The following is a 12,812-nucleotide window of genomic DNA, read 5'->3' as shown; positions in this document are numbered from 1 at the left end:
AGTTCTTATACGATACTATGTGGTGGCGGTTTAAACCAACCAATGTGAAAGGTATTCATTTTGTACCTGATAATGAATGGGATGATAATTCACCTATACATTCAATTCACGAATTTTTTGATAATGGGGAAACTAACCAATAATCAAGTTATTAAGCTAACGGAGAACGATAGTACAACATCAGGCTGTCTGCACAAACGGCAGCCTGTTGAATTAAAGGGCAGTTTAATGTAGATTAGTTGCAAAAATCAAGAAGATCGCCACACCTTATCGGGCAGCGATCTTCCAACGTTTTACTTGCAACAAACTAATCAAGATGTAATGCAACATTACTTATGAGTTATTACTACTTCTCATTCCTCCAAGAATAATGCTATACCCATCTGGATCTAAAATTTGAGCATTTACAAAGTCCCAGCCACCCCCTGAACTTTCAATTGGTTCCATTCCAATCGTGCCGCCTTTTCCTCGTACCTCATCAACGATAAGAGCCACATCTTCCCATGGCGTATGAACGAAAGTATCCCAGGGTTCATCCGGACCTTCAAACGTATCGGGAATACCTATAATTTTTGCGGAGAGGGCATTGGGTCGTACATCATGCGGTGATACTGCCTGCTGTAAAATCACTTCCATTTCGCCGCGTCTTGCGTACCCCCAGTTGTTCACCTCATCGCATCCTAATACGTTGCTGTACCATTCCATTGACTTCTTCAAATCGGAGACAAGGCGTACTTGAATCGTCTTAATAAACTTATCTTCTGGCTGGTGCGAAGTCAGTTCGTCCGTCTGCGACCGGTTGGCGCTCAAAACGATGTTATATCCGTCATAATCGGCAATATGCGCTTTCTGGTGAAACCGACCTTCGTGAGCGTATTCATAAGGCTCTACCGTAATTTTGCCGCCTCTGCTGCGTACTTCCTCGACGATGTAAGCCAGGTTATCCCACGCGACCTCAACCAAGGAATCACAGCCATACTCCGAGCTTACCGCTTCCGCCGGTTCATCCTTGCGCTTCTGTGTTACTGCGTTCGGGCGAATATGGTCCGGCGAAGCGGCTGTGATGACAATAAGCCCCATGCCTCCCCCGTCTCCCCGAGTTGCATGGCCATATCCGCTAATATCGTTACACTTCAACACATCGCGAAACCATTCCTGAGACTTTTTAACATCAGATACTAGACGTACTGGGAACGTTAATTCAAACTTCCCTTTTCTGGTCGCATCTTTAAAAGCCAATATTCACAGCTCCTTTAGCTTGAATTTATTACCAAAATATCTATTCGCTATAATTGTTTAATTTCCTCTAGAACGATAGTTGAACAAGCGAGATCAAAGAAAGGGCCATCCCGCAAAAGGATGGCCTTCTTGCCGTTACAGACAGCGCGGTGAACCTTATCACAAGTAGTGGTAAAGCGGAGAGTTGAATTAAGCGCTGAAGCTACAATGCTGTGTACGGTAGTGTTGCAGGATTAATAAATGATTTCACGAATATTGACGATGTAAATTATTTATAATTCATGGAATAATGGAGGAATCGTTTTGGATCAATTATTTTCACTGGAAGTATCTGTACTATCTTCCGATGCTCTTGGCAATTGCGTCTATTTTCTAACGGGAAACGATACTTGAACGGCTGTCATTACGCTAACGGGACACTTTACTTTAATAAATATCTAAAACGTGGCTGCTAGCATGATCGGCAGCCGCGTTGTAACGGGCAGTTTAACGTAATATATCACCACTTCTGATATACTTTTTATAAAGCAATTAAGGTGGTCGGATGATGTTAAATTTTGATTTAGGTAGAACATTAGAAGAACTTGATGGGGAAGTTTGGGAAGGGCGACTGTATGGCTCAAAACTTGTCTTAAAGTGTCATGAATTACGAAGTAAACCGTTAATGGATTACTCAGTTGAAGATTTAAGATTAATGATTGGACAAGGTTTAAGCTTGAAATATCTTATTCCGATTGCTCTTAGATTCTTAGTAGATAATCCATTCGTCGAAGGGGATTTTTATAAAGGAGACCTATTGGTAAGTGTTTTAAAAATTGAACGAACTTTTTGGGACTTAAACCCCGAATTGCATGTTGAATTGGATTCTATAATAACCGATGTTAAATTCACATTTGAAAAACTTCACCCATTGGTGACTTCTTATAAAGCTTCAAATCGCTGAACTAACGGGTAACGTTAGCTGAACAGAGCAAGGAGCAGTTACCACGGTAGCTGCTCCTTGTTTTTATTAAGCTAAAAGGCAGTTTAGTTCCAATTAATGGTATGATAGAGAGGGCGTAAATGAGATATCTCGACAACGGGATAGGGAGGATGTAATGTTAGAGATCTACGAACTTAAAGATAAGGTTGAACATTTTGAAAAAGCAGTACAATTGTTTTGGAACCAATGGGGTACTGAGAAGAATTTTAATTTTTATCACGATTGTATGCTTCATTCAATAAATACTGGTAGCGACTTGCCAAGTTTTTATATTGCGATTGAAAATGAATCGATCATTGGTACATACGCTATGTTGCGTAATGATTTAATCTCTCGGCAAGATATATTTCCGTGGCTTGCCTGTTTGTATGTTTCACCCGAACAAAGAGGTCGGAAAATCGGAGCCTTATTGCTGAAGCATGCTCTTCAAGAAACCCGAAAAAAAGGGCACGACAAGCTTTATCTTTGCACAGATTTGGACGGATATTATGAGAAATACGGGTGGAGTCACCTCACTAATGCTTACATCTTTACAGGTGATGAAACAAAGATTTACGAAGCCTCGACGCTAAACTAACGGGTAACGAAAGTTGAATAACGTATTGATGAGCAGGTGCTACGGTGAAGTGACCCCTTAAAGTTAGACAAATATTTTTATGCAACCTGTTGGGCATGAGCTCGGTACTGTACCGGGCTCATGCCTTTTAATTTTGACTTGATACGTTTGTGATTGTAGTAATCAATGTATCGTTCTAGTTCTTGCTTAAAGTGATCTACACTTTCAAACTCATTAAGATAAAGAAACTCCGACTTCATAATGCCAAAAAAGTTTTCCATTACCGAGTTATCGTAACAATTTCCTTTGCGCGACATGCTTTGGGTAATTCCTTGTTTCTTCAAAGCATGTTGATACTGTTTCATCTGATAGTGCCAGCCTTGATCCGAATGCAGGAGGAGTTCATCCTCGTCAGATAAGCGTTTAAAGGCCTTATTTAGCATCTCGGAGACTAAGGAATAGGTAGGGCGAGTCCCTATTGTGTAGGTGATAATCTCGCCGTTAAACAAGTCCAGAACAGGTGATACATACAGCTTTTCACCAAACAACTTAAATTCCGTAATATCGGTAACCCACTTTTCATTTGGCCTATCTGATTGAAAATTACGATCCAGTACGTTAGGCGCGATTTTACCTACTGATCCTCTGTAGGAATGATATTTCTTCATACGTACCACAGATTTCAAACCTAACTCTTTCATGATACGTTGCACTTTTTTATGATTAACTCGGTGGCCCCGATTAACTAGTTCATCACGAATACGACGATATCCATAACGTCCCTGATGTTCCTCATATATGGATTGAATAAGGAGTTTTAGTTCTTCGTCTGGGTCTGGCTTCCCAAACTGTTGCACCCAGTAATAAAAGGTGCTACGTGGGACTTCAGCGAGCTTTAGCAATTCAATCACCGGGAATTCGAGCCTTAATTCATAGACTACTTGCGCTTTGTCTTGTTTGGTGATTTTTCCTTGTTTTGAACTAAGGCATTCAACTTTTTTAAGTAGGCGTTTTCCATACGCAAACGTTCTAATTCAGCTTGTAGAGCTTCAACTGAGCCCTCGGCAGGTTCTTGTCTCTTGGTTCTCTTTTTATCCGTCATGGATGGTGGACGCCCCTTTGGCTTTGGTTTTAGGGCGTCGATTCCATCTGCATTAAATTGGCTGCGCCATCTACGTATAACCCCTGGAGAAGAGATATTGAAGATGACAGCTGCTTCATTTGGAGACGTCCCATTCTCTATCATAAAGTTGAGTACGTCTAGTTTATATGGAATGCTGTAAGCTGTATAGGATTTTTCGAAAGCTTTCTCGCCGTGGTATTCGTATTGCTTTATCCACATTCGTAAGACCTCATGATTGATGCCTAGTGCTTTCGCAATGCTTTTCACTCCTTCATTCCCTGACAAATAACGATGAATAGTCTCTATTTTCAAATTCATATTAAACTTAGACAAAAAAACTGCACCTCCAGATTGTTAGATGGTGTCTAACAATTGGGGTGCAGTTCACATATTGGCTGCCATTTTCTCAACTAACGGGCAGGATAGTTGATAAGTAGGAATTAACCGAACTTCAGTCGAATTACATATTTTAGGGAATAAGCGTTCCGGATTTTACTATCCATATTAAGGAAGGATACTCAAAATGATAATTTTAGAAACTCAACGGCTTCTATTAAGACAATTTAATGAAGATGATTTTATTCCTCTCCACAGGATTTTCTCTGACCCTCAAACGATGGAATTTTATCCAGCTCCCTTTAGTATCCATCAAACTCAAGACTGGATTAAACGAAATCAAAATAGATACTTCGCAGACGGTTATGGACATTGGGCTGTATGTTTAAAGGATAACAATGAATTTATTGGTGACTGTGGTCTTGTAAAGCAACAAGTTGATAATAAGACAGAAGTTGAAATTGGATACCACATTAATAAGGAATATTGGTCAAAGGGTTACGCATCAGAAGCAGCAAGAGCTTGTATGGAATATGGTTTTTATAAATTATCTTTGAATAAATTGATAAGTATCATTGACCCAAAAAATATTGCGTCAATTTGTGTGGCAGAAAAGATTGGTTTCACTAAGGAAAAAGAAGCATTTATCTTTAACAAAAACCATTACATATACTCAAGCGTTAAAGACACTGGGGTAGGCTTATTCAACTAACGGGGAACGGTAGTTGAATAACTCTGGATGTGCAGGTGCTTCGGTGGCAAGCTCTTTTTATTAAGCTAGCTGGCAGTTATCTTCAATAGCAACAGCTGCTAAAATTTACGCCAACACCTAAATTACCGAATTACCATTGGGGGTATAAGATTAATGAGCTACGATTTAATGGTATTTGAAAAAACGAAAGCTCCAAAAACAAAGAAAGATTTTATGGCTTGGTATGAAAACTTAACAACCTGGAGCGAAGATGTCGACTATAACGAGATATCACACACAACTACATCACTACAAAATTGGTTTCAAGAAAGTATTAAAACATTTCCGACAATGAACGGTACATTTGCACCATCTGATGATGAAATAAACGAGAACGAGGAGCTAGAGAAGAGATTAGCCGATTATTGCGTTGCATCGAATGCTATTTATATCGCCTTTGCATGGTCAGTAGCTGAAGAGGCGTATGAACATGTTCGCAAGTTAGCAATTAAGCATGACGTTGGATTTTTCAATGTTAGTGATGATGATGGTGAAATTATTCTTCCAGATGGTTTAAAGATTGAGTAATGTTCTTGAATTAACAGAAAACTAGGAAAATGAAATAAATGATTGAGCTAACGGGACACGATAGCTCCATACCTGAAGGGCTGCCACATTGCAGCCCTTCACTACGCTAACGGGCAGGATAGTGGAATAATGGTACTTAGTACAGTTATCATCAAAAGCGATATGATATTCTGATTCAAGAGGATTAACAGGAGGGAAAATTTGAATATTAACCAGAAAGCTATCGAACATCTCGAACGTAACGAATACGATGCAGCCTTGGCTCTTTTCAAAGAGGCGGTGAACGAATCGAGAAATGTGCAGTTTTTAACGAACCTTGCTTGGATATATTATCACGAAGAAAGTGACAGAGAATCTGCTCTGGAATTAGCTAAAGAAGCAATTAGTCTAAATCCATCTTCTCACTTCCCTTACAGTCTTTTAGGTGAAATTTATGTTGATTTAGAAAGATGGGAAGATGCCTCGAATGCATTGTTGAAATCAATCGTAATCGAGCCTTCCAAAGAAGCATTTAATAATTTAGCCATAGCTAAATATCATCTTGGGGAAATAGATGAAGCGTCAACCTTATTTCTAAACAGTGCCGAGCCTTCTGATTACACAATGTATAGTCACATAAAATGTTTGATTGAGCTCGGTAAAACGACTGAAGCAAAATCTAAGTTGGATGCCTTTTCGGAAAGTGATGATGAATTCGTAGGAGAAGTTCAAGTTGCTGAGATGTACTTTGAGTTGCAGTGTTTTTCCGAGGCTGTCCGTTGGTTTGAAAAATCATGGGACACGTACTATAAGACTCTAGACTGGGTTTGTAGGTATATTTATTCATTAATTAATACAAATTCATTGAACCGTGCGGTTGAAATAGTGAACGAATGTATTCAATTAAAAATAAACGATATACAGGAAGAATACGCAACTCAGTGCAACGAGGATTGGACAGAGAGCGAAAAAGACGCTTACATTAAGCAGTTAGAAGATGACAAACAGGAATATGAAAATATAATATATAAAATTTCTTTAGGCTTTGTTCCACCTTTGAAGTTTTCAACATCTTTGAGGTCAAGTTGTTATTTATTTGGATGTTCAAGACATAACCATAATGAATACAATGGTTGAATCGTTTCGAGACTGTTGATTCGTCATTACGCTAACGGGATACGTTAGTTGAACAGTGCTAGGAGCAGATACTACGGTAGCTGCTCCTTGTTTTTATTAATCTAACGGGCAGGATTGCTTAAACTTTTAGCGAATACTTCAAACAAATTATTTAGGAGTGATAACATCATGAGTTTAATGCGAATAAAAATTCCAAATGGTTATGCAATAATTAATAATAAATTTCATGATGTTGATCCAATTCAAGCCGAAGAAGATGACTTGTTAAGCAACTGGGAATACTTCACGGAAGATATTATGTATATTCAAAAACTCGAAAATGTAAATGGAAGATATGTCATTCCAGAAAGTAATGCACGTATAATTGATTTAGGTTGGTACCCAGATAGTAGTATAAATGGGGCATATAGGTTAGTGCTTGTAGATGAGGACTGGAATGAATTAAAAACAAAACGGTCTAAAGACAGATTTGAAATTAGAGATACTATTGAAATTTGGTTGCGAGAACTTAATAATAATCAACCTGATGATGGATTTTAAGCATCCGTTCGATTATGGTCTCCTGGGGGTTTCGGGGCAGTAAAGTTGTTCAACTAACGGGACACGATAGTTCAACAAACAGGGAGCAGGTTGCTACGGCAGCTGTTCCCTTTTTCTAATAAGATAAAAGGTAGGATAATGCTACAAGGGTATATAATATAATTTGTAATAAGCTTACTGTGGGGTGAAGATGTGGCTGGTCTAAGAGAGTTAATTACTTTTCTTAACAAATTAGAGGATAATAATATATTTTATAAACTAAACAAAGTCCGAAATGAAGCTATCATGGTTGAGGTTGCTATTCCTGGTCAACGGTGGGAGATTGAATTTTTGGAAGATGGTACAGTAGAGGTCGAAAAATTTATCAACGATGGAGACTTTTATGATGTTAAAGAGTTGGAGTCTCTGTTTAAAAATTTCAGTGATTAATTCAGAAAATCATTCAACTAACGGTTAACGATAGTTATACAAACAAGGAGTAGTTTGCTGAGGCAGCTGCTCCCTTTCTTTATTAAGCTAACTGGCAGTTATGTGCAACAAATATCTATCATTTGGGGAGAATTGTAACGTAACGAGTGATGCACAGCAGCTATTAGAATTACGCTGTTTTCGTAAGAATTATTGCTATCTGGACCATACTGATAAAAGGTTGACTTTCAACTAGTACATTGTTGTTAAAGGATGGTTAATATGAGAGATGAATTATGTATAAATATCTAATAGATGAAACGAATACTCCGTTTTCAAAATACTATAGCTTAGATGATGTTCACCTAAGCTCTGATCTTGAAGATTTTATTTTGTCAAAGCAACACAGTGGTATAAGAAAAGAAGTAGAGATATTTTTTTCAGGTCATAATGATTTTGACGAAAAGTCATTGCAGGCTGCCACATTTAAAACTTTTTCTAACATCTTAAACGAAGAGAAATATACATATGCTGGAAACGTCGAAAAGGCTATTGTTTTATTTGTGCTTGGTATTATTGTTGGGATGATATTCTTGAAGTTTTCAACTACTCATGCCTATATTGCAGGAGTTAGTCGTGATGACGATTCGTATCGCCGTACGAAGAAAGCAGTCATAAATAAATAAGACCTGGATTTATCCGAGGTCTTATTTTTATCGCAACAATCTATACAAAAAGAGCCTAGAATTAAGAAAATTCATCCAAAATATAGTAGCTGGTAAGAGTACTTATAAAGAATTACCTGAAGCAGAAGGTGGTTATTGTAACTTTGAAATAAAGTTTGATAATTTATAATAAAGATGATCATTTTGAATAAAGTCCGATTTTATTAAAATTTGATATATTTACATTGACGAGCTAAATTGCGACAATTCAACAAACGGGCCATTTAATTGAATAAGACTACACAAAAAGTCGCTTTCCCTTACGTAAGGAAAGCGACTTTTTAGATTGATTTTTCCCTTGTTATCAAGCTTTTTACTTAAGTTCCTTTGACTAGTTTTGGAAATGTTGTTGACTATTCAGTTGAACTGCATTATATTATTATAAAGTTGAACTATATAGCTGAACTGAATAGAGGGTGAGGATATGAAACATAAATTATTACCGTTGTCTGAAACCATGCATTATATTTTATTAGCTCTGCGTGAGCCACTGCATGGCTATGCCGCAATGCAGAAGATAGAAAAGATAAGTAACGGTACTGTTATTTTAGCAGCTGGTACATTATACGGTGCCATTGAAAACTTGAATAAGCATGGTTGGATTGAACCTGTTGGAGAGTCAGGTCGGAGAAAAGTTTATATGATAACTGCGGAAGGAAGCGCCATTTTGAAAATGGAACAAAACAGGTTATTGCATATTTTATCCCTGTACGAAGGAAGTGAATCGAATGAATAAATTTAAGATATTTTTTGATATTGAAAAAGAGGAGCAATGGCTGAACGAGCAATTACAAAAAGGCTATCGTTGTACAAATATTAGTGGATTAGGAATATACACTTTCGAAAAAACCGACAAGAGATATGTGATGCGACTGGATTATCAAGATTATTTATCAAAGAAAAAGTTCAAAGATTACAAAGGGATATATGAAGACTTCGGCTGGATTTATATAAATGGCTCCTGGCTTGGTGGAATTCGATATTGGCAAAAAGAAGATGATGATCAAAATGAAATCTTCTCGGATCGCCAATCAAAGAGTAATTATTATAAAAGATTGATGGGTTATTCATCTGGTTTAGGCATTCTGTTATTGTCTTTTTCTTTTATGCTTTACAAGGATTCAGGTTTATATTTAGCTGAAGGTCTTTGGAGTATGAAGGGTGCATTATTTTGGAAAGCATTTTTATTTGAAACTCCATTTGCCCTTTTGAGGTTGCTTCCCGCACTTATGGTTGTTTTCTTTGGTAGCAGTTTCTATAAAGCTTATCGAAAGTATTCAATGTTAAAAGAAAAATAATGCGAGGAGGTTAATTATGAACGTTGTTCTACAATCGCGCCCGATTCTGGAAGATACATTATTCTCAATTACTTCTTTGAATTAAAAAAAGTTTACAGGTAGAAAATGATCAATCTCTTTTATAAAAATTGTATAGTACTTCACAAAGAATGACCTCGTTTTGATCAATCTTTTTTCTAAACGAGGTCTTTTTATTTAACGAAAAATATGAGTTTACGAGGTGTTTTTAATCAAACTTTATTACAAAGAAACAGTTATGATTAATGAACCCGAAATCCAATTGGAAATTACTATTCCGCTAACGGGACACGCTAGTTGAACAACCATAGAGCAGGTTGCTACGGTAGCTGCTCCTTTTCTTCATTAAGATAACGGGCAGCTTAGTGGAACAATATGAATGGGATTCTTCCGAACGCAAGTTTGCATCTAAGGTATAATTAGGTAAAAAACGACTTGGTTGGGTGATACAATTGACGTTGAAAGATTTGTTACGAGAGACCATAAAGAAGTTTTTCGATCCTAATGCAGAAGTTTTAAACATTGAAAGCAAGCCAATTCATATGGGGTTACAGGCAGTTGATTTAAATCGCCATACAGTTCAAATAAAAATCCTAGGGACAACAGCGGAATTATCTCTTGTTTCAAAAAATGCAACTAGAATAGAACGGCAGGTATTAACAAGGCTTTATTCACAAAAAGCAAATGTACCGTTTTCTTTGTCATATGGTTCTGAGGCAGAGGAAAGGGCTCTTATTTGCATTCAAGATGTTGATTATCAAACAGATTACACGAACTTAAATATTAGAATACTTCAGCAAAATGAACTGAAGGCACTATCGCACATACACTTGTCTAACTTGGGTCTAAGAAAAGAACTATCTTGGCTACCTATGGTGGACAGTATTCATATTGAAAAAATGATAAATGGGCGCTGGAAACCACAATGGCAAGCTTCTAGGGGAAACGAACAGTTTATTGACGTCTTCGGAGATTACATTCCCTCTGTGGAAGCCGCGGCGGCTACAATTTACGAAGATATTTTAAATGTAATTAATGATGAGGACAGTCAAACATTAATTCATAACGATCTAAATCCAGGCAATGTATTGGTATATAACAATACAGATGTATTCTTTATTGATTGGGAAGAAGCTAGATTTGGTTCTTTATTTCTGGATATCCCTTTGCGTTGTGGTACATCGGAACAAATTGAGGAATATAGGGTGTTATTGGCAACTAAAGGCATAGAATTTCCTGATCGTCATTTTAATCAGCTGTATGCAATCGCTTCTCGCTACCTGGGGCTTAGATATATGAGTTGGAATTTAGAAGCTTGGATCAGTAACTCACAGGCTAAAGATGACTTAAAGAAATACTTGGACATGGTAGTTGGAACTTCACTCAACTAACAGGCAGGATAATGGAATCTTAATATCGAATAGAATAGGATTATATTTCCATTTATGGAGGAGTGGGAAGATGCATCCTTATTTAGTCGATATACCAGAACGTAAGATTATTGGAAACGGAAACATAGGTGAACCGACCAATCCTGGTGATGTTTGGCCAGCTTTGTTCACCCGAATACACGAAATCACAGGTCGGATAAATCACCAAGAGACAATTGGTTTGATCAAACGAAATGTACACGGATATCTTGCGGGTGTAGAAAGTGAGTCATCAAGTGTAGTGCCAGAAGGAATGTTTATGTATATAATTCCTTCTGGCAAATATGTAGGAGCAACTCATAAAGGACCTTTAAGTAAAGTAAACGAAACGTTTGAAAAACTTATTCATTGGCTCAGCGTAAACAATTATGAACAATTCGATGTTGTCTGTTACGAAGTATATGATGGAAGATTTAAGGGTGAAGAAGATGATAGCGAACTCGACATGTTCATTCAGATAAAATCAGCATGAACATTACTTCATTGAACTAACGGGTAACGATAGTTCAATACTGATAGGGCTGCCGCTTGGCAGCCTTTTGTTCAAATAACGGGCAGGATAGTTGAATGATTTCGCGAATAACTTAAGTCATGACGAATTTACGAAGTTCGCAAAAAGACGTTAGCCGAAAGAAGTTCTTAGTTTAGGAGAAGTCTATATGATATTAGAAAAAGTTATAAATAGAATTGTAATACAAAGTGAATATAAGGATTTTGTTGATAAGTATATAGATAATATACTTACCGAATTTAAAGGTAAGATTCATAGCATTTATATGTGTGGCTCGATTCCAAAAGGAACTGCTAAACCTTTTAAGTCAGATGCAGACTTTACTATTGTATGTGTAAATCCCAAAGATATTGATTACGAAAGATTGTCAAATATTAAAGACAGGCTTTTGAAAGAATATCCAGTAGTAACTAAGATTGATACGATAATTTGCTCGATTGACGATGTATTAAGTAAACCAAATGAGTGGGGTTTTTGGGTAAAGATAATTTGTGTTTGCATATATGGTCATGACGTTGGTGAAAAAGTACCACCGATAATTATTTCTCCAGAGTTCATTTCAGACTTAAATACAGAGACCAAGGAGGAAGTAGATCGTATACATAGTTTACTTTCTAATGCTAGTGATAACACAATGAAAACTAGATATATTAAAGGTTACTCTAAGAGATTAATTCGTGCATTATACTCTTTGGTTTTAGAAGATACAGGTGTATGGCAAGATGACATTATTAAGATGAAGAATGCCATATTAAACTATTGTGAGATTGACTCCGCTTTAGTTGATTATCTGTATGCTTGTTACTTGGATAGTAATGTACTTGTTGAAGAGTTTCTGGGAATTGCAGATGAAGTATATAGCTATTTTGAGAACGCCTTAAATGCAATGGCTGCTTCCAGAACTTCCTTCGGCTAACACCATATTGACGCTCCGGGTCACTCTGAGAAGCGAGTCACCACATCCAGCCCCCTAAGCCCGTCGGGACGTCACTGCGTTAGGTGTTCGGCAAGCCTCACAACTATAAGCAGCGACTCTAATTAAAACATAAGACTATTGAGCTAACGGGTAACGTTAGTTCAACACACCATGGAGCAGTTGCATCGGCAGCTGCTCCATTTTTTCATTACGCTAACGGGCAGGATAGCGTATTAATGAGTACCAGTAAGTAGATGTGCAGCACCGGCTCACGCTGAATTAGTTTGATTACATGATTTCGACTTCAGAAGATATTACTTTTTTATGGTGTTTGA

At 37.3% G+C, this 12,812-nt stretch carries 14 protein-coding genes and 1 pseudogene; 13 read left to right on the top strand and 2 right to left on the bottom strand.

Annotation, left to right across the window (positions count from 1 at the left end; all coding sequences use genetic code 11):
* Positions 1 to 333: 333 nt before the first annotated feature.
* Entirely contained in the window at positions 334 to 1,239 is a 906-nt protein-coding gene (locus AC0YN6_RS30325) for a VOC family protein (RefSeq protein WP_475751961.1), read from the bottom strand.
* Positions 1,240 to 1,783: 544 nt separating this feature from the next.
* Between AC0YN6_RS30325 and AC0YN6_RS30320 the strand changes: the two genes are divergently transcribed.
* Both AC0YN6_RS30320 and AC0YN6_RS30315 read left to right on the top strand, forming a co-directional pair.
* Positions 1,784 to 2,182: a contact-dependent growth inhibition system immunity protein gene (locus tag AC0YN6_RS30320; protein ID WP_475751959.1), complete on the top strand. Its 399-nt coding sequence runs from the start codon at positions 1,784 to 1,786 to the stop codon at positions 2,180 to 2,182.
* A gap of 154 nt (positions 2,183 to 2,336) precedes the next feature.
* Positions 2,337 to 2,798, top strand: coding sequence for a GNAT family N-acetyltransferase (locus AC0YN6_RS30315; RefSeq protein WP_475751957.1), 462 nt, complete (start codon positions 2,337 to 2,339; stop codon positions 2,796 to 2,798).
* Positions 2,799 to 2,875: 77 nt separating this feature from the next.
* On the opposite strand, the gene AC0YN6_RS30310 is transcribed toward AC0YN6_RS30315, so the two are convergent.
* A protein-coding gene (locus tag AC0YN6_RS30310) for an IS3 family transposase (protein ID WP_475751955.1) occupies positions 2,876 to 4,233 on the bottom strand; the annotation gives its coding sequence in 2 pieces (ribosomal slippage) (positions 2,876 to 3,780 and positions 3,780 to 4,233; 1,359 coding nt in all).
* A gap of 190 nt (positions 4,234 to 4,423) precedes the next feature.
* Between AC0YN6_RS30310 and AC0YN6_RS30305 the strand changes: the two genes are divergently transcribed.
* The 11 genes and pseudogenes from AC0YN6_RS30305 (at position 4,424) to AC0YN6_RS30255 (ending at position 12,477) form a co-directional block, all read left to right on the top strand.
* The gene (locus AC0YN6_RS30305; protein ID WP_475751953.1) at positions 4,424 to 4,948 is read left to right on the top strand and encodes a GNAT family N-acetyltransferase; all 525 of its coding nucleotides are present in this window, start codon (positions 4,424 to 4,426) and stop codon (positions 4,946 to 4,948) included.
* A 153-nt stretch (positions 4,949 to 5,101) separates the two neighbouring features.
* A complete protein-coding gene (locus tag AC0YN6_RS30300) occupies positions 5,102 to 5,515 on the top strand; it encodes a hypothetical protein (RefSeq protein ID WP_475751951.1) in 414 nt (137 codons plus the stop codon).
* Between the two features lie 201 nt (positions 5,516 to 5,716).
* Complete coding sequence (locus AC0YN6_RS30295; RefSeq protein WP_475751949.1) at positions 5,717 to 6,631, top strand: tetratricopeptide repeat protein; 915 nt, start codon at positions 5,717 to 5,719, stop codon at positions 6,629 to 6,631.
* Positions 6,632 to 6,799: 168 nt separating this feature from the next.
* Positions 6,800 to 7,171, top strand: a complete 372-nt coding sequence (locus tag AC0YN6_RS30290; RefSeq protein ID WP_475751948.1) for a hypothetical protein — start codon at positions 6,800 to 6,802, stop codon at positions 7,169 to 7,171.
* A gap of 192 nt (positions 7,172 to 7,363) precedes the next feature.
* On the top strand, positions 7,364 to 7,600 hold the full coding sequence (locus AC0YN6_RS30285) for a hypothetical protein (protein WP_475751946.1): 237 nt from the start codon (positions 7,364 to 7,366) through the stop codon (positions 7,598 to 7,600).
* A gap of 261 nt (positions 7,601 to 7,861) precedes the next feature.
* Positions 7,862 to 8,211 (top strand): annotated as a pseudogene (locus tag AC0YN6_RS30280) (hypothetical protein); the annotation flags it as partial.
* A 517-nt stretch (positions 8,212 to 8,728) separates the two neighbouring features.
* Complete coding sequence (locus AC0YN6_RS30275; protein WP_475751945.1) at positions 8,729 to 9,040, top strand: PadR family transcriptional regulator; 312 nt, start codon at positions 8,729 to 8,731, stop codon at positions 9,038 to 9,040.
* A complete protein-coding gene (locus AC0YN6_RS30270) occupies positions 9,033 to 9,602 on the top strand; it encodes a DUF2812 domain-containing protein (protein ID WP_475751943.1) in 570 nt (189 codons plus the stop codon). The genes AC0YN6_RS30275 and AC0YN6_RS30270 overlap by 8 nt, the downstream gene beginning before the upstream one ends.
* 476 nt (positions 9,603 to 10,078) lie before the next feature.
* Positions 10,079 to 11,011: a phosphotransferase family protein gene (locus AC0YN6_RS30265; protein ID WP_475751942.1), complete on the top strand. Its 933-nt coding sequence runs from the start codon at positions 10,079 to 10,081 to the stop codon at positions 11,009 to 11,011.
* A 70-nt stretch (positions 11,012 to 11,081) separates the two neighbouring features.
* The gene (locus AC0YN6_RS30260; RefSeq protein ID WP_475751940.1) at positions 11,082 to 11,522 is read left to right on the top strand and encodes a GyrI-like domain-containing protein; all 441 of its coding nucleotides are present in this window, start codon (positions 11,082 to 11,084) and stop codon (positions 11,520 to 11,522) included.
* Between the two features lie 187 nt (positions 11,523 to 11,709).
* Positions 11,710 to 12,477 (top strand): nucleotidyltransferase domain-containing protein, encoded by a 768-nt coding sequence (locus AC0YN6_RS30255; RefSeq protein ID WP_475751938.1) that lies wholly within the window; start codon positions 11,710 to 11,712, stop codon positions 12,475 to 12,477.
* The last annotated feature ends 335 nt before the right edge of the window (positions 12,478 to 12,812 follow it).

Source organism: Paenibacillus sp. J22P15 (assembly GCF_056269345.1).
The sequence above is the reverse complement of the archived record's forward strand: the minus strand, read 5'-3'. Positions and strand labels throughout refer to the sequence as shown.

Bases quoted from the DNA above. Each gene is read 5' to 3' on its own strand.
- AC0YN6_RS30320 (WP_475751959.1), top strand. From the start codon at position 1,784: ATGATGTTAAATTTTGATTTAGGTAGAACATTAGAAGAACTTGATGGG.
- AC0YN6_RS30315 (WP_475751957.1), top strand. From the start codon at position 2,337: ATGTTAGAGATCTACGAACTTAAAGATAAGGTTGAACATTTTGAAAAA.
- AC0YN6_RS30305 (WP_475751953.1), top strand. From the start codon at position 4,424: ATGATAATTTTAGAAACTCAACGGCTTCTATTAAGACAATTTAATGAA.
- AC0YN6_RS30300 (WP_475751951.1), top strand. From the start codon at position 5,102: ATGAGCTACGATTTAATGGTATTTGAAAAAACGAAAGCTCCAAAAACA.
- AC0YN6_RS30290 (WP_475751948.1), top strand. From the start codon at position 6,800: ATGAGTTTAATGCGAATAAAAATTCCAAATGGTTATGCAATAATTAAT.
- AC0YN6_RS30275 (WP_475751945.1), top strand. From the start codon at position 8,729: ATGAAACATAAATTATTACCGTTGTCTGAAACCATGCATTATATTTTA.
- AC0YN6_RS30270 (WP_475751943.1), top strand. From the start codon at position 9,033: ATGAATAAATTTAAGATATTTTTTGATATTGAAAAAGAGGAGCAATGG.
- AC0YN6_RS30260 (WP_475751940.1), top strand. From the start codon at position 11,082: ATGCATCCTTATTTAGTCGATATACCAGAACGTAAGATTATTGGAAAC.
- AC0YN6_RS30255 (WP_475751938.1), top strand. From the start codon at position 11,710: ATGATATTAGAAAAAGTTATAAATAGAATTGTAATACAAAGTGAATAT.